The sequence below is a fragment of the Psychrobacter sp. 72-O-c genome, from assembly GCF_904846605.1.
GTDB lineage: Bacteria > Pseudomonadota > Gammaproteobacteria > Pseudomonadales > Moraxellaceae > Psychrobacter.
Genome location: NZ_CAJHBI010000049.1, coordinates 1 through 17,412, shown reverse-complemented (window position 1 = coordinate 17,412; position 17,412 = coordinate 1). Strand labels below are relative to the sequence as shown.

Here is a 17,412-nt window from a genome sequence, read left to right as displayed (position 1 = left end):
TCTTTGAGCATAGTGCGAGGCATAGCGAACGGTATCTTTGTTGTGTGAGAACTCAAAGGTTACTGCTTCGCTATTTTTTTTGCCACTAATTTATTGCTGTTATTTCACCAATGTTCAACAGACCCTAGTAATGTTATATTAATTATCTGCCACTTTTAATTAACTCATACTAATGATTCACAGACTAATAAAAGCACATCTACTCTTACTGGTTATCAATTTACTGGTTACCAGTTCAAAGGACGTTTTATGAAAATGAACATAATGAAAGCAGCCGCACTCGGTGGCGTATTAGCCATGACTGCGACTGCTAGCTATGCCGCTGATCAAAATGCTTATCAACTATCAAGCCATATTCTAGACATCAGTACGGGTAAGCCTGCACCGGATGTTAACGTCCGCTTGATGGAACAGCAGATTAACGGCAGCTGGAAATTGCTAGATACTCAGAAGACTGGAGAAAATGGTCGTATCAATGAGTTCTTGCCGAACGAAGGTAACATTGATAATGAAGGTACTTATAAGCTTATTTTTGAAACGACTCCGTACTTCAATAAGCAAAATCTAAAATCTTTTTATCCGTTCATTGAAGTGAACTTCAATATAGATAGCGACAATCATTATCATGTGCCAATCACTTTATCTCCGTACGGTTATAGCACTTACCGCGGTAGCTAAATAGTAACTACAGACCTATTACGGTGTCAAACTTGCGCTATAGTTGATCCAAGTTGCTGCTGGTATGAATGTTTTACAGCCTCTCTTTCAAGCCTGTTGAACGCTTACTGAGACAAGCCGTTTATTCAATTATCGGTTTGTTCTCAAGAAGGAAAAATACCATGACCAAGAACCATGCTTTAATCAAACGCTCCCCAGCGAAAAAGTCTTCGTTTATTAAGAAGGCACTGTTCGCAGGCGCACTCGCTACGGTGGCCTTTGATTTTTGGGGTCCATCGCTAGCTCCCATTCTTGGTTTCGCCAAGCTCTCGACAATTAAGCTCCCCACTACTATGATTGAGGTCGTGTTCGGCTCAGCGCCGACGGGTGTCCCGGAGCTGCTTCATTACGCCACTGGCTTGGTGCTCTATCCGCTGGGTTTGTTAATCGTTGTGCGGCCGATATGGAAGGCAACACTACCGTCGCTGCATTGGTCGATCGTAGCTGTGGTCTACGGTATCGTCCTTTGGGTATTCGCGCTCTATATCGTGGCACATCTGATCACTGGGCTGCCGCCGTTTCTCGGTTTTACAGAAGTCACTTGGGTCGCGCTTGTCGCCCACGTTATTTATGCAGTAGTTCTTGCATGGGGTTTAGAGACGTGGCAGCTCGCCTCTGAAGAGTCGAGATTAGAAATTGGGCCGAGGTTGTAACGAACTCTTGAAAAGTAAACTGTAAAACCTCTTTGATAGATTGGGACGTTATGCGCGGTGTCAAACTCGCTTAGTTTACGATGTATGCAATTTCCACTCGGCATTTGGATAAGAGTTTTGTATTCAATACACTATAGCTTTACCGAGTATATAAAGACAAAAAAAGATGCTTAATTAAGCATCTTTTTTTATGGGTAACTTATAGACAACGGCTTTTGAATTCTGCTGTTGTGAGGCGAAAATTTAACCTGTTTTGGCTTTATTGGCTGCCTCAGCTTTACGGCGTGCTTCATTCTTAGCCGCTTTACGTTTTTCAATGACGCCGCTGACCTCACTACCGATATGTACTTCACCGCGTTTTTGTGCCAGTTGCATTTGGTATTCACGTTCACGGAAACGCGCTTTTTGCTCATCAGTGGCTTTACCAATACAGTGCGGGCAAGACTCGCCTTTGATATAAGCTATGCTTTGCTGATCCGCTTCAGTAATGGGCATACGGCAGGCAAAGCACTGCTCGTATTCGCCTTTTTCTAGGTTATGATTGACCGAAACTCGGTTATCAAACACAAAGCAATCACCTTCCCACATAGACTCTTCGCTAGGAACTTCTTCTAGATATTTTAGAATACCGCCCTCTAAGTGATAGACTTCTTCAAAGCCTTGTTCGCGCATAAATGCCGTTGATTTCTCACAGCGAATACCGCCGGTACAGAACATGGCGACTTTTTTATGTTTACTAGGATCCAGCTCTTTTGCCACATAGTCTGGGAATTCACGGAAAGTCTCAGTATTTGGATTCACTGCATTCTTAAAGGTACCAATTTGTACTTCATAATCATTACGAGTGTCGATAAGAGTTACTTCAGGGTCTGAGATTAGCGCATTCCAATCGCTTGGTTTGACGTAACGTCCGACCGATTGTAGCGGGTCAATATTCTCAACACCCATCGTGACGATTTCTTTTTTGAGCTTAACCTTAGTGCGATAGAACGGTTGCTCACTAGTATAGGATTCTTTAAACACAACGCTACCAATCGCTTCAACAGTACGTAGATAATCAAGGACATTATCAATGCCTTGGCGCGTACCAGAAATTGTACCGTTAATGCCTTCAGCCGCGATTAATAACGTGCCTTTTACTTCATTATCGAGCATGGCATTTAAGATAGGCTCGCGGTATTGTTCAAAGTCAGCAAAGCGCGTGAACTTATACAGGGCAGCGACCACAATATTATTGGTTTCGCTATCGTAGGCGTTGGCATGGGTAGGCGCTTTTACATTGGTGCTGTCTTTGATGTTATCTGTGGTAGTGCTCATAGCTTTCTCCTGCTGGCTAGGTCGTAAACCTAGTGCAATCGTTTATGAAAAGTGTGTTTAAAAAAATGAGTAATGCGTTAAAGTTTTCTTTTAACGGACTCATAACATTGGCGCAATTGTGGAATTGGAAAATGTGGGCGTAGTGTAGCAAATTTAACGTCGTTTTTGGATATTTTATGAAGGTTAAGAAGTCTGATGAAAGTACAAAACACAAAAAATCCAGCAATAGGCTGGATTTTTTATTATTAAACTAAGACTGAATCTTACTTATCTAACTTATTTACTTTGAAACCAAGTATCTGCTTTGCTACGAGCGCTAGCGATATCTGAGCTTGATAAGTTCAAGGCCAATTGACCAATTTTGCCACGAGCTTTAGTACGTACCTTTTCATCTAACATACCGTCACGGGCAGCAAGGTCATACCATTTATAGGCATCAACTAGATTCTTTTGCTTTTCGTCTAATAATGCAAGCGTATAGCTGGCACGGTTATCGCCGCGCATGGCTGCTTTTTCTAACCAAACGCGAGCTTGTTGTAAGTTTGGCTTGACGCCTTCACCGCGCAAATACATGATAGCAAGGTTAAGCTGGGCAGGGGCGACACCTTGTTGTGCTGCTTTGGTGTACCACTGAATCGCTTGCTGGGTATTTTGAGTGATACCTTGGCCTTTTTGTAGGCGTTTGGCTAAGTAGAACTGCGCGTGATCGCTACCTTGGGCAGCACGGGCAGACAGTTCACTGACTGGCATAAGCTCAAAACGTGAGGTATCAAGCGGTATATTTGCGGTCAATTCAGCATTTGCTAGTCCAGCGCAAGAAAAAATAGCAGTGAACAAGGCAGCTTTTAATAATTTCATAGCGGCTCCAAAAATAGGCAGTTGATAAGCAATGGATAAAGTTGTGCCGCTAAAATAAAATTTCTATACGGCGGTAACCATTAAGTTAGACGTTGCAATATTAACTTACCTAAGTATTAGCAACTTTACGCTAATTTAACAGATAAGCGGTTGTAATAGGGGTGTCGTTGACATTGATTTGATAGCTTACCACCCAAACTTACGAAACTCAAATACTAATTATCTAATTTAACATAGGCTTGCCTCTTATAGAGTGTAACAAAATCATGCAGTTACTAAGCTGTAAGAATATCTAAACAACGTATTAAGGTTGGATAGAGTGTTTATCGACTTTATATTGTAGCCATAAACTTATGTAGTTACAGTCGTAAAACTAATGAACAAGCACATTAAGCGGGTTGGCGCTTAGTCACTCGATAAATGGCGACATCTGCCAGCAGGTTAGGCGCTTGTCGTATCAATGCAGTCATTAGAGGCGTATGACCTCTATCAGAATCACTAACGGCAAAGCGGTTGATGATATGAATATCATGTTGTGCGCACAGCTGCTCAAAATCTTTAAAGGTACACAGATGGATATTTGGGGTGTTATACCACTCATAAGGTAGCGCCTCTGAGACCGGCATTAAACCTTTCAGCCCTAAGTGAATACGGTTTTGCCAATGGGCAAAGTTAGGGAAGGTGATAACCGCTTCGCGTCCGACCCGAAGCATATCGAGCAGTAGCACGTCGGGAGACTTGACCGCTTGCAGAGCACGCGCCATAACTACGGTATCGAAGCTATTATCCGCGAAACGCCCGAGACCGTCATTAAGATCTTGCTCGATAATAGAAAGCCCTTTGGCTATTCCATCATTAATCTTCTCTTCGTCGATTTCCAGCCCGTAGCCTGTGACGCCTCGACTTTGCTGTAAGTGTGCGAGCAGCTCGCCATTACCACAGCCTAAGTCCAGCACATGCGACTGCGGGGCAATCCAACGCTCGGCCAATTGATGATCCATTCTCATGAGCGCTCTCCTGCGGCTTGATGACTATCAGTAATAAATGGGGCGCTTAAAAAGCCTTTGACCGCGCCCATGTAGCGTGGAATATCGAATAAAAAAGAATCGTGACCGTGCGGGGCGTCGACGTTGATATAGCTGACCGGTTTACCCGTTGCCATCAAGGCATTAACAATCTCCTGTGAGCGTTCGGGTGAAAACCGCCAGTCGGTAGTAAACGACACCACTAAGTATTGGCATTGGGTGTGTGCAAATGCATCTTTGAGTGCATTAAGTTCTTGATGGTGTGCGTTATCATTCGCATCGTTGGTATTTATAGCGTCATCAGAATCATTCTCTATGTCAGGGCTGAGCGGTTCTAGTGGTTTTGCTAACAGTTTTGCGATATCTTCTTTGGTTGGTGCTGATTGCTCGGTTGAAGACTGCTCTATGGGATAGTCGCGAGTCGGATCAAAATAATCTAAGGCTTTGGTCATCAAGAGATAGGTATTGGCATCGAAGTTTTCGCTAAAGCGTTCGCCTTGGTAGCGCAAGTAACTCTCAACCTGAAACTCAACATCATAGCCATACATAAACTTGCCGGATTTTAAATCGCGACCGAATTTTGCTTTCATCGCATCATCGGTTAAATAAGTGATATGACCGACCATCCGCGCTAAGATAAGACCGCGGCGTGGATAAGTACCCGCTTGAAGATAGCGTCCTTCCTTAAAATCTGGATCCGATAAAATAGACTGGCGCGCGACTTCATTAAAAGCAATATTTTGTGCCGATAGCTTAGGGGTACAAGCGATAACCACGCAACGTTTTAGGCGGTTTGGATAGTCCACTGCCCATTGCAGTGCTTGCATACCACCCATTGAACCACCGACAATCGCATGCCAAACGTCAATGCCTAAGCGGTCTGATAACATAGCCTGGGTTTTGACCCAGTCTTTTATCGTAATTAGAGGAAAATCGGGGCCATAAGGGCGCGGGCTCCCTGTTTTAGTGCTGTCGGCTTTCGTACTGTCCGGATTAATAGTCGTCGGACCCGTAGAGCCAAAGCAGCTGCCGATATTATTGATACACACTACAAAGAATTGGTTGGTATCGATGGCCTTGTTTGGCCCAATCATATTGTCCCACCAGCCCGATTTTTTATCATCGCTGCTGTGGATGCCTGCCGCATGGTGACTGCCAGACAAAGCATGGCAAATCAATACTGCGTTTGAATGGTCGCTATTTAGCGTGCCATAAGTCTCTACTATTAAGTCAAACGAGGACAGGGTACGGTTGCACTCTAAGGTCAATGGCTCAGAAAAATGAAAGTTTTCAGGCGTGACCATGCCAACTGAGCCAGTTGATCCGGCCGAATTAGGGCGATCATTAGTGGAGGGGCCACTGGTAATATCAGGACGTGCGTTCAAAGCTACCTCGCAAAACAACAGTCATCAATAAAAATAAAAAACCATAGGCAATATACCACCCTACAGCTCTGTTTGCCTATTGTATGGCGATGCGCTTATGAGTACAACCTTCATGCTGGCCTACTCTACAATATCGAATCTACAATACCGAAATAAGAATTCTCTAACACGCTATTAAGGTTACTGCATTTATTGTCCTAAAGTAAGGTTCATTGAATGGCTTATACTTTTGCGATGCGTTTATCATTGATAAAATGCTACACTAAGAAGGCTTGATAGCCGTATTATTTGGTCATCATTTCTTATATACTCTAATTAAAGTTATTTTAATAATAACTAAGTGTTGTTAACTATAACTTAATGGCAGCTTGCTCAATATCTTGAAGTCTTTTGCTATTTTAATAATGCTTTGACAACGTAACCGCTTTCTCTATCCTATTAATCCTAGTACCTACTTATTATAACCACTTACCACTACCTATAAAATGTGCCGCTATGAAACCTGATCTGCCCCCACGTATTGCCGTCTTATTAATCAATCTTGGTACGCCTGATGAGCCTACTGCACCAGCGGTACGGCGTTATTTACGTCAGTTTTTATCAGACCCACGGGTAATCGAGATTCCTAGATTTTTATGGGCGATTATTCTGAATTTATTTGTATTGCCTAACCGTCCTAAGCGTGTGGCAAAAGCTTATGCCAGCATTTGGGATGGCGATTCGCCGATGCGCAATATCCTTAATAAGCAGGTTGAGATGTTGCAGCCACGTTTGGCTGAGACTGCCTCTCCTTTTCGAGTGTCTGTCCATTCAGCAATGAGCTATGGCAATCCAGGCTTACCTGACGTTATGGATAAGCTGCGAGCTGAGGGTGTTGATCACTTTGTTATGTTGCCGGTATTTCCACAGTATTCAGCGACCTCAACGGGTGCCGTTTATGATGCGATTACTAAATGGTCACTTAAGCAGCGTAACTTGCCTAACATCACGATAGTAAAAGATTATTTTGCTCATCCGCTATATATTAAAGCGCTCGCGGATAGTATTCGCCGCTTTCAAGCGGTACATGGTAAGCCTGAAAAGTTAATGTTTAGCTTTCATGGTATTCCGCAGCCGTATATGGATAAAGGCGATCCGTATCCTAGGCGCTGTAAATGTACCGCTGCACAAGTGGCGCATGAGCTGGGACTTAATGAGGACGAATGGATTATTAGCTTCCAATCCCGCTTTGGTAAACAAGAATGGGTGAAGCCTTATACCGACGTAATATTAGATGAGTGGGCTAAGTCCGGCGTGCGCTCAGTACAAATTCTCAGCCCAGCATTCTCAGCCGATTGTTTAGAGACGCTAGAGGAGTTGGCCATTGAGAACCGTGAGAACTTTATCGAAGCAGGCGGCGAAGAATATCACTATATCCCAGCGTTGAACGCAGATGAAGCACACATTGATTTGTTAGAAGCTATGAGCGCGCCTCTGGTAAAAGGTTGGGCGGGTACATTAGACGGTTGGGCCTAGTTGCTATGCTGAGTAAGTCATAAAATATTAAAAAATACCGGACATGATGTTCGGTATTTTTTTGTCTCAACTATATTAATAAAAAATATAGATTAATGAAATAAAGTTGGGATTTTAAGTTTTAATATGTAAGACTATCGACGCAAGAAAATAATAGTACTTTTGAATTTTATAATATTGATATTTTATTTTTACTTACTCTGGTTTCATTTTTAACAGCACCTTTTAATAGTAACTTTGAGGCTTATGATGTCTATATCCAATAGTCCAGACCTACCAGACCCAAATGTATCACTACAAAGTCCTAATAGGATACCGCCAAGCTTACCGTCAACGGACAAATATGGCGACCCTTTGCCGCAGCTGTTGTCTGAACCTCGTTCCTGTGAAGCAGCGGCTGGCATCAGCTGGCTAACGAAAGCGGCAAGTATGATCAAACAGAACTTTTTACTTTGGCTGGGTATCAGCTTAACCTTGCTATTTGTTGTCGGAATATTGGGTAGTATTCCGATTATCGGCTTTATTTTTAGTCTTATGGGACTGATATTCGTCGGCGGTATTATGAAAGGTTGTGCAGAGCGAGCTTAAGGTGAAGAGCTTAGGTTTGATCATTTATTCTCAGGATTTAAGACGCATCTATCATCCCTTATTATTCTATGCTTACTTTACATAGTGGGCGTCGTTATTGCATTGATACCGCTGTTTCTAGCGTTTGGTAGTCTATTTTTGTCGATTCTATTCGATAATAACATGTCAAACTTCAACAATTTTTCTATAGTGGCTATCTTGGTTGGCTCCTTGTTATCACTATTACTAATCATTCCTTTGATGATGACTATTTGGTTTGCACCACCGTTGATTGTATTGCACGATTTAGACGCTATTAGTGCGATGAAAAAAAGCTTTCAAGGTTTCTATGCCAATATGATACCTATGCTGGTCTATGGATTGGTAAGCGCTATCGTGTTAACTATTTTTGTGATGGTTACTTTAGGCTTGGACATTATCGTCGCGGTTCCATTAATAATAGTGACCTATTACACTAGCTACCGTGACGTTTGGACAGATCAGCCGTTATCGGCAGCATAAATTAAGTTTAACTGCCGCATAGTGGTAATTTTATTTATAGGACTCTTAAAATAAAAAAGCACGCTTACTAGAATTAAGCGTGCTTTTTTATTGACTATGGGATAGCTAGATTTTATAAATCATCGTTGTTGCTATGTTCTGCCGCATCTCTATCTGCAATATCAACGATATCAGGATAATCGCTGTCATCTAAATTGTCTTCGACTAAGACTTCATCCACGCGTGCTTCGTCAATATTCTGGCGATGCATTGGAGTCAGGCCCTGAGTGGCATCACTACCCGCCTGTGAGTTGTCAAACCCTGCGCTATTGTCAATGACATCGTTATTATCAATAGTATGTAACATAGGGTTGTCTAAATCGACTTGCTGATTGTTATTGCCGTCGATGCGGTCTTGTTCATCAGGTAATGGGGTTTTTGAGTTGTCCATGATATCTTCCTTAGTTGTTATTAATAACAAAGTTTTCAGAATAAATTTGAGGTAACAATAAACGAGGTAACAATAAGAGTTGATACGACTATAAGTTATTTTTTCAAAGTGTACTCATTAGTTTGCATCGTTATTAGAATGACCACTAGTAGTAAGGTGTCACAGCATGTTCAAAAAATGTAAGGCTAATAAAAATACAAAACACTAAAACAATAACGACCACCCGTATTTGGTAGCCGTTATTGTTGTTTTAAATTAAAGCTTAACTTTTAATTGGCTTATATACTACTTCGCACCGACTTTACTATTAACCCAACGCAAGACTGGATCTGGCGCAACTTGTGAGAGTTTTTGTAATACTTTAGCTGGCATACCGATAGGGTAATGGGTACGTGATAGCTTACGATTGGCGCTACCGCTTAGTTTACACAGGGTTTTAGCGACATCGTCGACAGTCAGGTTGATACCTAAGCGATCAATGCTGGTAACGCTCACGTCTTTGGTCATATCAGTCTTGACCCAAAGTGGCATTACATCAATGACCTTAATACCAAGCTCAGCGTATTCAATATTGAGTGCTTCCGTTAAACCACGTACAAAGAACTTACTGGCAGAATAAGGCGCAATTTCAGACTGGCCATAGATAGCAGAGGCAGATGAGATGTTGATGATTTTACCGTTTTTGGCATCTGCTAAATAAGGGGCTAGCTTATGACAGCCAATCAGTACCCCTTTACAGTTGATATCAATCAGCGACAACTGCTTATCTAAATCGGTCGTAGGTAACACACCACTGACTAATATGCCGGCGTTATTAATCAGCGTATCAATGCTGCCAAAGTTATCAATCATGTGTTCAATGGCTGTGTCCCACGCCTCAGGCTCAGTCACATCGAGATGACCTTGGACGATGCGCTTATTCTTTAGCGCTTTTTTAAATGCTTTGTCATTGACCGCGCGCTCAAGCTCGGCGGTATCAATATCAAAAAGGCCAACGCTATGACCTTTTGCTGCCAGTTGTTTGGCAGTTGCTAGACCAATGCCGCGTGATGCGCCCGTGATTAATATATTCATAGTGACTCACTTAACAGTTATTAATAACGATTATCGCTTTTTGCTTTCATTTTTAGTATAGCAAATTACTGACAAAAGACTAATAGTAAGACAAAACGGCAACGTCGACTTTATAATTTGCTTGCACGCATGCTTAGGATTAAGAAGAGGAGGTAAGGTCATGGCTACCGTTCGGGACATTATTTGTTACTGTGGATTTTGATACTGCGCCGCTTGCTATCGCATAGTTACTTATTGCGAGTAACGTCAAAATCGGGTTTATTCGCTAAACGTGATTCAAAATCGGTTAGTCTAAATTGCCACAAATAAATCAAAGCGACAATATAGATTACATTTTCAGCCAGTTCTTCGATGATGACACCCAAGGAATAGGGGAACATAATGGCATTTTCTCCCATATACTGAATGAGGGCCAAGACTATAACGCTAAGGTATAGGAATTTGGAAGTGTTCTTTAAAACGCTCCAAAAATAACGCCATGAGTAAGCCAATAAGCCAAGCATAACAATGATGATGACTAAGAGAACCATATCCTCCCACCAATCGTATGAATAACCTAAAAATATAAAGTCGGGTGGTACCATTGAGTCTGATAAATGGCTCAACTCTCTTCGAATAACACTAAAAAATACTAAAACGGATGCAAGCCAAAAACATCGCCCCTGTTTGAGGCGGCTTTGTACTGCATATTGCACACAACGCAGTATGCACAGCACTAAGACCATTGTCTCAATAATTTCGATGATGCCATTTTCAGTAAAAATGATGATTTCTCCGTATGTAAAAAACGACTATAAGAAACAACTATAATAAATGAAAAAAGTGAGCCAGATGGCCCACTTCAAACTGTAAATTATCCTAGTAAAAAAGGATTTCCTATCATTGATCTATTATATCGCTAATTTTAGTATCCTGCTATTAATACCGCTGCCTTTAGTGAGCTTCATCCCAATTAGCACCGATATCGGTCTCAACCAATAGCGGTACGGCAAAATCAACCTGCCAGCCGCTAGCAGCCGCTGTAACTGACAAGACTTCTTGCATGGCGTTTGTAACCAGTTGGGCGATTTCATCAGCCTTGTCGGCATCGACTTCGAATACCAGTTCATCATGGACTTGTAGCAGCATTTTTGCCTGGGCTTTTGGCAATACTTTATCTACTGCAATCATCGCCAGCTTAATGATATCTGCTGCTGAGCCTTGTAATGGCGCATTAATAGCAGCGCGTTCAGCACCTTGCTTGACCATGCGATTGCTATTATTAATATCAGGCGTATAGAGCTTACGGCTTAATAGGGTCTCGACATAACCTTTTTCATATGCGCTGGCACGAGTATTTATCATATATTCTTTGACACTGGGATAGCGATTGAAGTACATATCGATATAGTCCTGTGCCTCGCCACGACTCATCTGAAGTTGCTTGGCCAGTCCAAAGGCGCTCATGCCGTATAACAAACCAAAGTTAATGGCTTTGGCATTACGGCGTTCAGTAGCACTAACTTCATCCACAGTTTTGCCCAATACTTCAGCAGCAGTAGCGGTATGAATATCCAGTCCTTCGTTAAAGGCGCGGGTTAGGTTCTCATCGCCTGAGAAATGTGCCATCAGTCTTAGCTCAATTTGCGAGTAATCCGCTGCTAAAATAACGCGGCCTTCTGGCGCGATAAAGGCTTGACGAATCAGGCGACCTGTTGCCGTACGAATAGGAATGTTTTGTAAATTAGGATCTGTTGATGACAGTCTACCGGTACTGGTCAATGCTTGGTGATAGCTAGTATGAACGCGATCAGTCTCAGTATCTGCGACCGCATCAAGCGCATCGGTATAAGTGCTTTTAAGTTTCGCTAAGCCACGATATTCCAAGACAATATCGGCCAGTGGGTGGTCAATCTTGGACAATACCGCTTCGCCCGTTGAATACTGGCCTGACTTGGTCTTTTTACCACCAATAACCCCGAGCTTATCAAATAACATCTCACCCAGCTGTTTAGGAGAGCCTACATTAAACTCTTCGCCAGCCACTTCATAAGCACGCTGCTCTAACGCTATAATTTCTTCATCAAAACGTTTTGATAACTCATTTAAAAACGAACGCTTAATTAAGATACCGTGAGCTTCCATCTGACATAAAATCTCTGCAGTTGGGATTTCTAACTCATGCAGTAGTTTAAAATTATTCTCATCATCTACCAGTTTTTTGCTAAAAACATCAAACAACTGATAAGTAATATCCGCATCTTCACAGGCGTAGTCACTAGCAATATCAATAGCGACCTGATCGAATGTCACCTGCTTAGCGCCCTTACCTGCGACATCTTCATAAGTAATAGTTTGCGTTTGCAAGTAATGCCGTGCCAAATCGTCCATACCGTGACGGGTAATCGCCGCATTAATCACATAGCTGGCAAGCATAGTATCCATTGCCCAGTTGTTTTTTGATTGCTGACAGTCTTTCTTAGCAGCATCTTCATCAACAGGGGCATGAATATCTCCTACCAAATCAATATCGTAATGACTTAGAATGTGGGCATCATATTTAAGATGCTGGCCAATTTTACCAATATTTGAATTTTCTAAAATGGGTTTTAGGCGGGCGAGTACGGTATCGCGATCAAGCTGCTTTGCCGTTAGCTCGTCACCTTCTAAATTATGAGTTAGTGGAATGTAATAGGCTTCATGCGCTTGCATCGCAAAGGACAACCCAACCAATTCAGCTTGACGCCAATAGACACTGGTGGTTTCAGTATCTATGACAAAGTGTGGGGCGTTCTCTAGTTGTTCAACTAAGCTGTCAAAAGCTGGCATGTCTAAAATGGTATGCCATGCTTTATCATTATTTTTGCTGTTTTTGACATTATCAATTTTGGTTGATTGTAATGATTTTGCAATTTGCGCTTGTGACTCGGTGTCTGCTTGACTGGCGGCAACGTCTTTTGTTCCTTGGCCATTTGCAGGATGATTGGGATGGTCAAGTGAGGCCAGCTCATTTTTAAACTCAAGCTCGCCATATAAGTCACGCAGCTCGTCAATATACGCGCAAGGGTCCGTATTAATTCTTAGGTCGCCCCAATCTTGGCCGATATTTAGGTCAGTAACGATAGTCGCCAGCTGAGCATTCAATGGAATATCGTCTGCATATTCGACTAAGTTTTTTGCCCCACGACCTTTAATATTCGTGACGTTCTGCAACATATTCTCGATATTGCCATATTCATTAAGCAAATCTTTGGCGGTCTTTTTGCCAATGCCTGGTACGCCTTTGATACCGTCAGACGAGTCTCCCATCAAGGTTAAAAAATCAATCATCTGATCCGGTTTAATACCAAATTTATCGACGACCCCTTGGCTATCGGTAATTTTACCCGTGAAGCTGTCTTCTAAAATAACGCAGTCATTGACCAGTTGTGCCATATCTTTATCACCGGTCGATATGACCACATGGTGACCTTCGGCAACGGCGCGATGCGCTAACGTACCTATAATATCATCGGCTTCCGCACCTTCAATACGCAGTAGCGGAATCCCTAACGCCTTCACCAAACGATGGAGATAAGGAATTTGCTGCGCCAGTTCAATATCCATCGGTGGGCGGGCGGCTTTGTAGTCCGTAGACAAATGATGACGAAAAGTAGGCGATTTGGTATCGAAACAGACGGCCATATGGGTCGGATGATAGCGCCGCATGACTTTCAATAGCGCGTTTAACGTACCGCGAATAGCGTTGGTATGCTGACCTTGAGTGGTCATCATTGGCGGTAGGGCATGATAAGTGCGAAATAGATAATAAGAGCCATCGACTAAGATAAATGGCGGCTTGTCCTTGTCCACGTGACTGGTGTCCATAGTCGCCACATTAGGCATAGTATCAAAGCTTGGTAGCATAGCAGGGTCAAGGGCTAAGTGGGAGTTGTGGTCACTGTCGGTCGTGTTGTCGGTCGTGTTGTCGGTCGTGTTGTCGGTCATGTTGTCGGTCATAAGGGTCACTTATTAAGTATCAGATAAATTAGGTATAAGATAAAAAGTTGCCCTTATTATAACGATAAAATCAGGATGTGCCGAACTTCTCGATCGTGGCGATGAGCATGTGTTAATGAGTATGTGCTAAAAAGGCAGCTTATAAACATCGGCTATGATAGAAGTCCATAAAAAAAGAACCCAGTGCTTACTGGATTCTCTTAGATGACATTTAGAGTTGTTATTTACTCAAATCATGTTACTTAAATCATGCTACTTCGACGGTACCATTTCTTACCCGTGAATTCTTATGAGTTTACTTCTGAGGTCACTTCAACATTGATATTACCGTGAGTGGCTTTAGAATAAGGACAGACTTCATTCGCTTTTTCGACTATTTTTTGGAACTCAGCGGCAGATAAATCTGTGCTTTCACCAATAATATGAAGTTTTACTGCGAGATTATAGTCATGGTCATCACCTTGTAACAAGCTTACACTCGCCTCAGTGGTCGAACCGAAGCTCGCTTTTTCCATTTTTTTGACTACCGCTAGCGCCCCATCAAAGCAAGAAGCATAGCCCATCGCAAATAGTTGTTCTGGATTATTACCTTCTTCACCAGAGCCTGGTGCTACCATATTGATCTTCAGATCGCTGTCTGAAAGGCTTGCGTTGCCTGTACGACCGCCAGCAACCGTTGCTTTAGTAGAATATAGTGTTTTCATAGTAGGTCCTTTTATATGAATTTTTATAGATTGTTTTGATAACTAATTTTTAAATAGCACACTTAGCATAACAAACTAGGTAGTCAGTTCTACATAGCCGTGGTAAAGGTATGCTATGGATTTGTAAGCAAGACTTACCAATTAATAATCGATACACTGGTATCAATTATTAATTGGTAATGATATTTATGAAGCGGATTATATCGCCGATGGCACTACTCACCCTAACACAGACAGTTTCCGCAGAGTGGTTGATTATACCTTGGTGAATCATGTGGCAGCAGACTTCTTGGCAGAGCAGATAGCGGACAATTATAGAAATCAGTAGCTATAAAAGATATTATTGGTAACAGCTAATAGTCATTAAAGCCAGCTTCTTTTTAGGACTCATCGCATAAAAATAGAAGACCGTAAAAGGCGACAACGCTGAGAAAAATTATGACGCTATAGCCTTTTAATGGCTGCTTATTAGCACCCTATTAGGTCTATATAACCTTTTGACACATACGAGCAAAAATAGCATCTTGACCATAAATCCGCTACAATACGCGCACTAAAACCCTTCTAATACCTTGCTATTTTCTTCCAAAATTTAACGATAAGTTATCCATTATGAGCGCAGATACCAAACTTCCAACAGCCAAGCTCTCAGCAACCAAGCTCGCCCGTGAAGTTGCCAAACGTCGCACCTTTGCCATCATTTCGCATCCCGATGCGGGTAAAACTACCATGACTGAAAAGTTATTGTTATGGGGTCAAGCCATTCAGGTCGTCGGTGAAGTCAAAGGTCGCAAGACTGATCGCCACGCTACCTCAGATTGGATGAGTATGGAGCAAGAGCGTGGTATCTCTATTACCACTTCAGTCATGCAGTTTCCGTATCAAGAGCATGTGGTCAATCTGCTTGATACTCCTGGGCATGCCGACTTTAGTGAAGATACCTATCGCACATTAACCGCAGTGGATAGCGCACTAATGATGGTTGATGGCGCAAAAGGTGTCGAGGAACGTACCATCAAGCTGATGGAGGTGTGCCGGATGCGTGATACGCCGATTATATCGTTTGTTAATAAACTAGATCGGCAGATTCGCGAACCGCTTGAACTTCTCAGTGAGATTGAGTCGGTACTGAAAATTAAATGTATACCTTTGACTTGGCCGATTGGCATGGGTCAAGATTTCATTGGGGTCTATCATTTAACCGAAAACAAGACGTACTTTTATCAAAAAGGCAATGGTGGTAAGACGACTATTGTCGAGACCCGTGATGGCTATGACTATCCTGATGTGCGCGAACGTTTGGGTGAGCTAATGTTTAATGCCTTTGAAGAGTCGCTTGAGCTAGTGCAAATGGCGCTAGAAGACTTTAGCGTTGAGGCGTTCTTGGCGGGCGAGATGACGCCAGTATTGTTCGGAACGGCGTTAGGAAACTTCGGTGTCAACATGGTACTCGATACACTGGTAAAGTATGCGCCACCGCCAAAAGCTCATCCTGCGAACGAGCGGGAAGTTGCCGCGACTGAGACTGACTTTACAGGCTTTGTGTTTAAAATACAGGCCAATATGGATCCGCGTCACCGTGATCGTATTGCCTTCTTACGAGTGTGCTCAGGCAAGTATGAGAAAGGCATGAAAATGAAGCATGTGCGTCTGGGTAAAGAGGTGCGTATTGCTGATGCTTTGACCTTTTTGGCCGGCGATCGTGAAGCGTTAGAAGAAGCCTACCCCGGTGATATTATTGGCTTGCATAACCACGGTACTATCTCTATTGGTGACAGTTTTACCGAAGGCGAGGAGCTGAATTTCACAGGTATTCCGCATTTTGCCCCTGAATTATTTCGCCGCGTAGTGCTGAGAGATCCGCTCAAATCTAAAGCCTTACAAAAAGGCCTGAAACAGTTGAGTGAAGAGGGTGCCACGCAGGTATTTATGCCGCAGATTAATAACGATTTAGTCCTAGGTGCAGTTGGGGTGCTACAGTTTGAAGTGGTGGCGCATCGTCTGAAAGAAGAGTACAAAGTTCAATGTACTTTTGAGCCGGTATCTATTGCCACGGTACGCTGGATTCATTGTGATGATGAAGTTGCTTTGGCGAAATTTAAACGTAAGGCCCATGATCAACTGTCACTCGATGGCGGTGGTTATTTGACTTATCTTGCACCTTCAAGAGTCAACCTGCAACTTATGCAAGAGCGCTATCCGGAAATTACTTTTAGTAATACCCGCGAGCATTAAAAACAAGAACCTGTTTTTCTCCTAGTATCACTTTAGTATTTACCTACTATCAACTTTAAAAGACACGCCAAACGTGTCTTTTTTATTGTCTATCGATTGTTGGGTTGCTTACATAATTGCTAATTGTATCTTGATGACCAAATGAGTATAGGCAGTACAAAAACTCGACGACTTAACGATAGGGTATCTTAGTTGGAATTTTAAAATCAAAGCCATAACTCAATATTGGTAATGACTACTGCTATATTTTTGACAGTCAAAATAGTAGCGACATCCTTTGCGGTTGTCGATTTCATCGTAATTATTAGGGGCTGTATAGAATTGTGGAATAGTTGAAAAAAATAAGCAACGCCTTACACTCTTGTTTACCACAACAAAGAGAAAAGGCGTCACTTATGGCTCGTACCATGCTCACTGATGAACAATGGCAAA

General features: G+C 42.5%; 14 protein-coding genes and 1 pseudogene. 6 read left to right on the top strand and 9 right to left on the bottom strand.

Annotation, left to right across the window (positions count from 1 at the left end; genetic code table 11):
• Positions 1 to 249 precede the first annotated feature (249 nt).
• Both uraH and JMX97_RS13030 read left to right on the top strand, forming a co-directional pair.
• Positions 250 to 678, top strand: coding sequence for a hydroxyisourate hydrolase (gene uraH / locus JMX97_RS13035; protein ID WP_201558791.1), 429 nt, complete (start codon positions 250 to 252; stop codon positions 676 to 678).
• 161 nt (positions 679 to 839) lie between these two features.
• A complete protein-coding gene (locus JMX97_RS13030) occupies positions 840 to 1,370 on the top strand; it encodes a hypothetical protein (protein ID WP_201558787.1) in 531 nt (176 codons plus the stop codon).
• 243 nt (positions 1,371 to 1,613) lie between these two features.
• On the opposite strand, the gene JMX97_RS13025 is transcribed toward JMX97_RS13030, so the two are convergent.
• The 4 genes from JMX97_RS13025 to metX form a co-directional block, all read right to left on the bottom strand.
• On the bottom strand, positions 1,614 to 2,687 hold the full coding sequence (locus tag JMX97_RS13025; protein WP_201558785.1) for a rhodanese-related sulfurtransferase: 1,074 nt from the start codon (positions 2,685 to 2,687) through the stop codon (positions 1,614 to 1,616).
• 276 nt (positions 2,688 to 2,963) lie between these two features.
• Positions 2,964 to 3,545, bottom strand: a complete 582-nt coding sequence (locus tag JMX97_RS13020) for a tetratricopeptide repeat protein (RefSeq protein ID WP_201558783.1) — start codon at positions 3,543 to 3,545, stop codon at positions 2,964 to 2,966.
• 389 nt (positions 3,546 to 3,934) lie between these two features.
• Positions 3,935 to 4,552 (bottom strand): methionine biosynthesis protein MetW, encoded by a 618-nt coding sequence (gene metW, locus JMX97_RS13015; protein WP_201558781.1) that lies wholly within the window; start codon positions 4,550 to 4,552, stop codon positions 3,935 to 3,937.
• Positions 4,549 to 5,874 carry a homoserine O-acetyltransferase MetX gene (metX, locus tag JMX97_RS13010; RefSeq protein WP_201558793.1) on the bottom strand — a complete coding sequence of 442 codons (1,326 nt, stop codon included), beginning with the start codon at positions 5,872 to 5,874 and terminating at the stop codon, positions 4,549 to 4,551. The genes metW and metX overlap by 4 nt, the downstream gene beginning before the upstream one ends.
• A gap of 576 nt (positions 5,875 to 6,450) precedes the next feature.
• Here metX and hemH point away from each other — a divergent pair.
• The 3 genes and pseudogenes from hemH to JMX97_RS12995 all read left to right on the top strand — a co-directional run.
• A complete protein-coding gene (gene hemH, locus JMX97_RS13005) occupies positions 6,451 to 7,470 on the top strand; it encodes a ferrochelatase (RefSeq protein ID WP_201558779.1) in 1,020 nt (339 codons plus the stop codon).
• Positions 7,471 to 7,716: 246 nt separating this feature from the next.
• Positions 7,717 to 8,058, top strand: coding sequence for a hypothetical protein (locus tag JMX97_RS13000; protein WP_201558778.1), 342 nt, complete (start codon positions 7,717 to 7,719; stop codon positions 8,056 to 8,058).
• A 12-nt stretch (positions 8,059 to 8,070) separates the two neighbouring features.
• Positions 8,071 to 8,559 (top strand): annotated as a pseudogene (locus JMX97_RS12995) (BPSS1780 family membrane protein); the annotation flags it as partial.
• Positions 8,560 to 8,671: 112 nt separating this feature from the next.
• Here the strand turns inward: JMX97_RS12995 and JMX97_RS12990 are convergent.
• From JMX97_RS12990 to JMX97_RS12970, 5 genes are all read right to left on the bottom strand, one after another.
• Positions 8,672 to 8,989, bottom strand: coding sequence for a hypothetical protein (locus JMX97_RS12990; RefSeq protein ID WP_201558776.1), 318 nt, complete (start codon positions 8,987 to 8,989; stop codon positions 8,672 to 8,674).
• A 285-nt stretch (positions 8,990 to 9,274) separates the two neighbouring features.
• Positions 9,275 to 10,063, bottom strand: coding sequence for an SDR family oxidoreductase (locus tag JMX97_RS12985; RefSeq protein WP_201558775.1), 789 nt, complete (start codon positions 10,061 to 10,063; stop codon positions 9,275 to 9,277).
• Between the two features lie 227 nt (positions 10,064 to 10,290).
• Positions 10,291 to 10,443 carry a hypothetical protein gene (locus JMX97_RS13855; RefSeq protein ID WP_227671606.1) on the bottom strand — a complete coding sequence of 51 codons (153 nt, stop codon included), beginning with the start codon at positions 10,441 to 10,443 and terminating at the stop codon, positions 10,291 to 10,293.
• Between the two features lie 553 nt (positions 10,444 to 10,996).
• Positions 10,997 to 13,948: a DNA polymerase I gene (polA, locus tag JMX97_RS12975; protein ID WP_227671607.1), complete on the bottom strand. Its 2,952-nt coding sequence runs from the start codon at positions 13,946 to 13,948 to the stop codon at positions 10,997 to 10,999.
• A 380-nt stretch (positions 13,949 to 14,328) separates the two neighbouring features.
• Complete coding sequence (locus JMX97_RS12970) at positions 14,329 to 14,745, bottom strand: Ohr family peroxiredoxin (protein WP_201558771.1); 417 nt, start codon at positions 14,743 to 14,745, stop codon at positions 14,329 to 14,331.
• A gap of 612 nt (positions 14,746 to 15,357) precedes the next feature.
• On the opposite strand from JMX97_RS12970, the gene JMX97_RS12965 reads away from it, so the two are divergent.
• Positions 15,358 to 16,980, top strand: coding sequence for a peptide chain release factor 3 (locus JMX97_RS12965; RefSeq protein WP_201558770.1), 1,623 nt, complete (start codon positions 15,358 to 15,360; stop codon positions 16,978 to 16,980).
• The last annotated feature ends 432 nt before the right edge of the window (positions 16,981 to 17,412 follow it).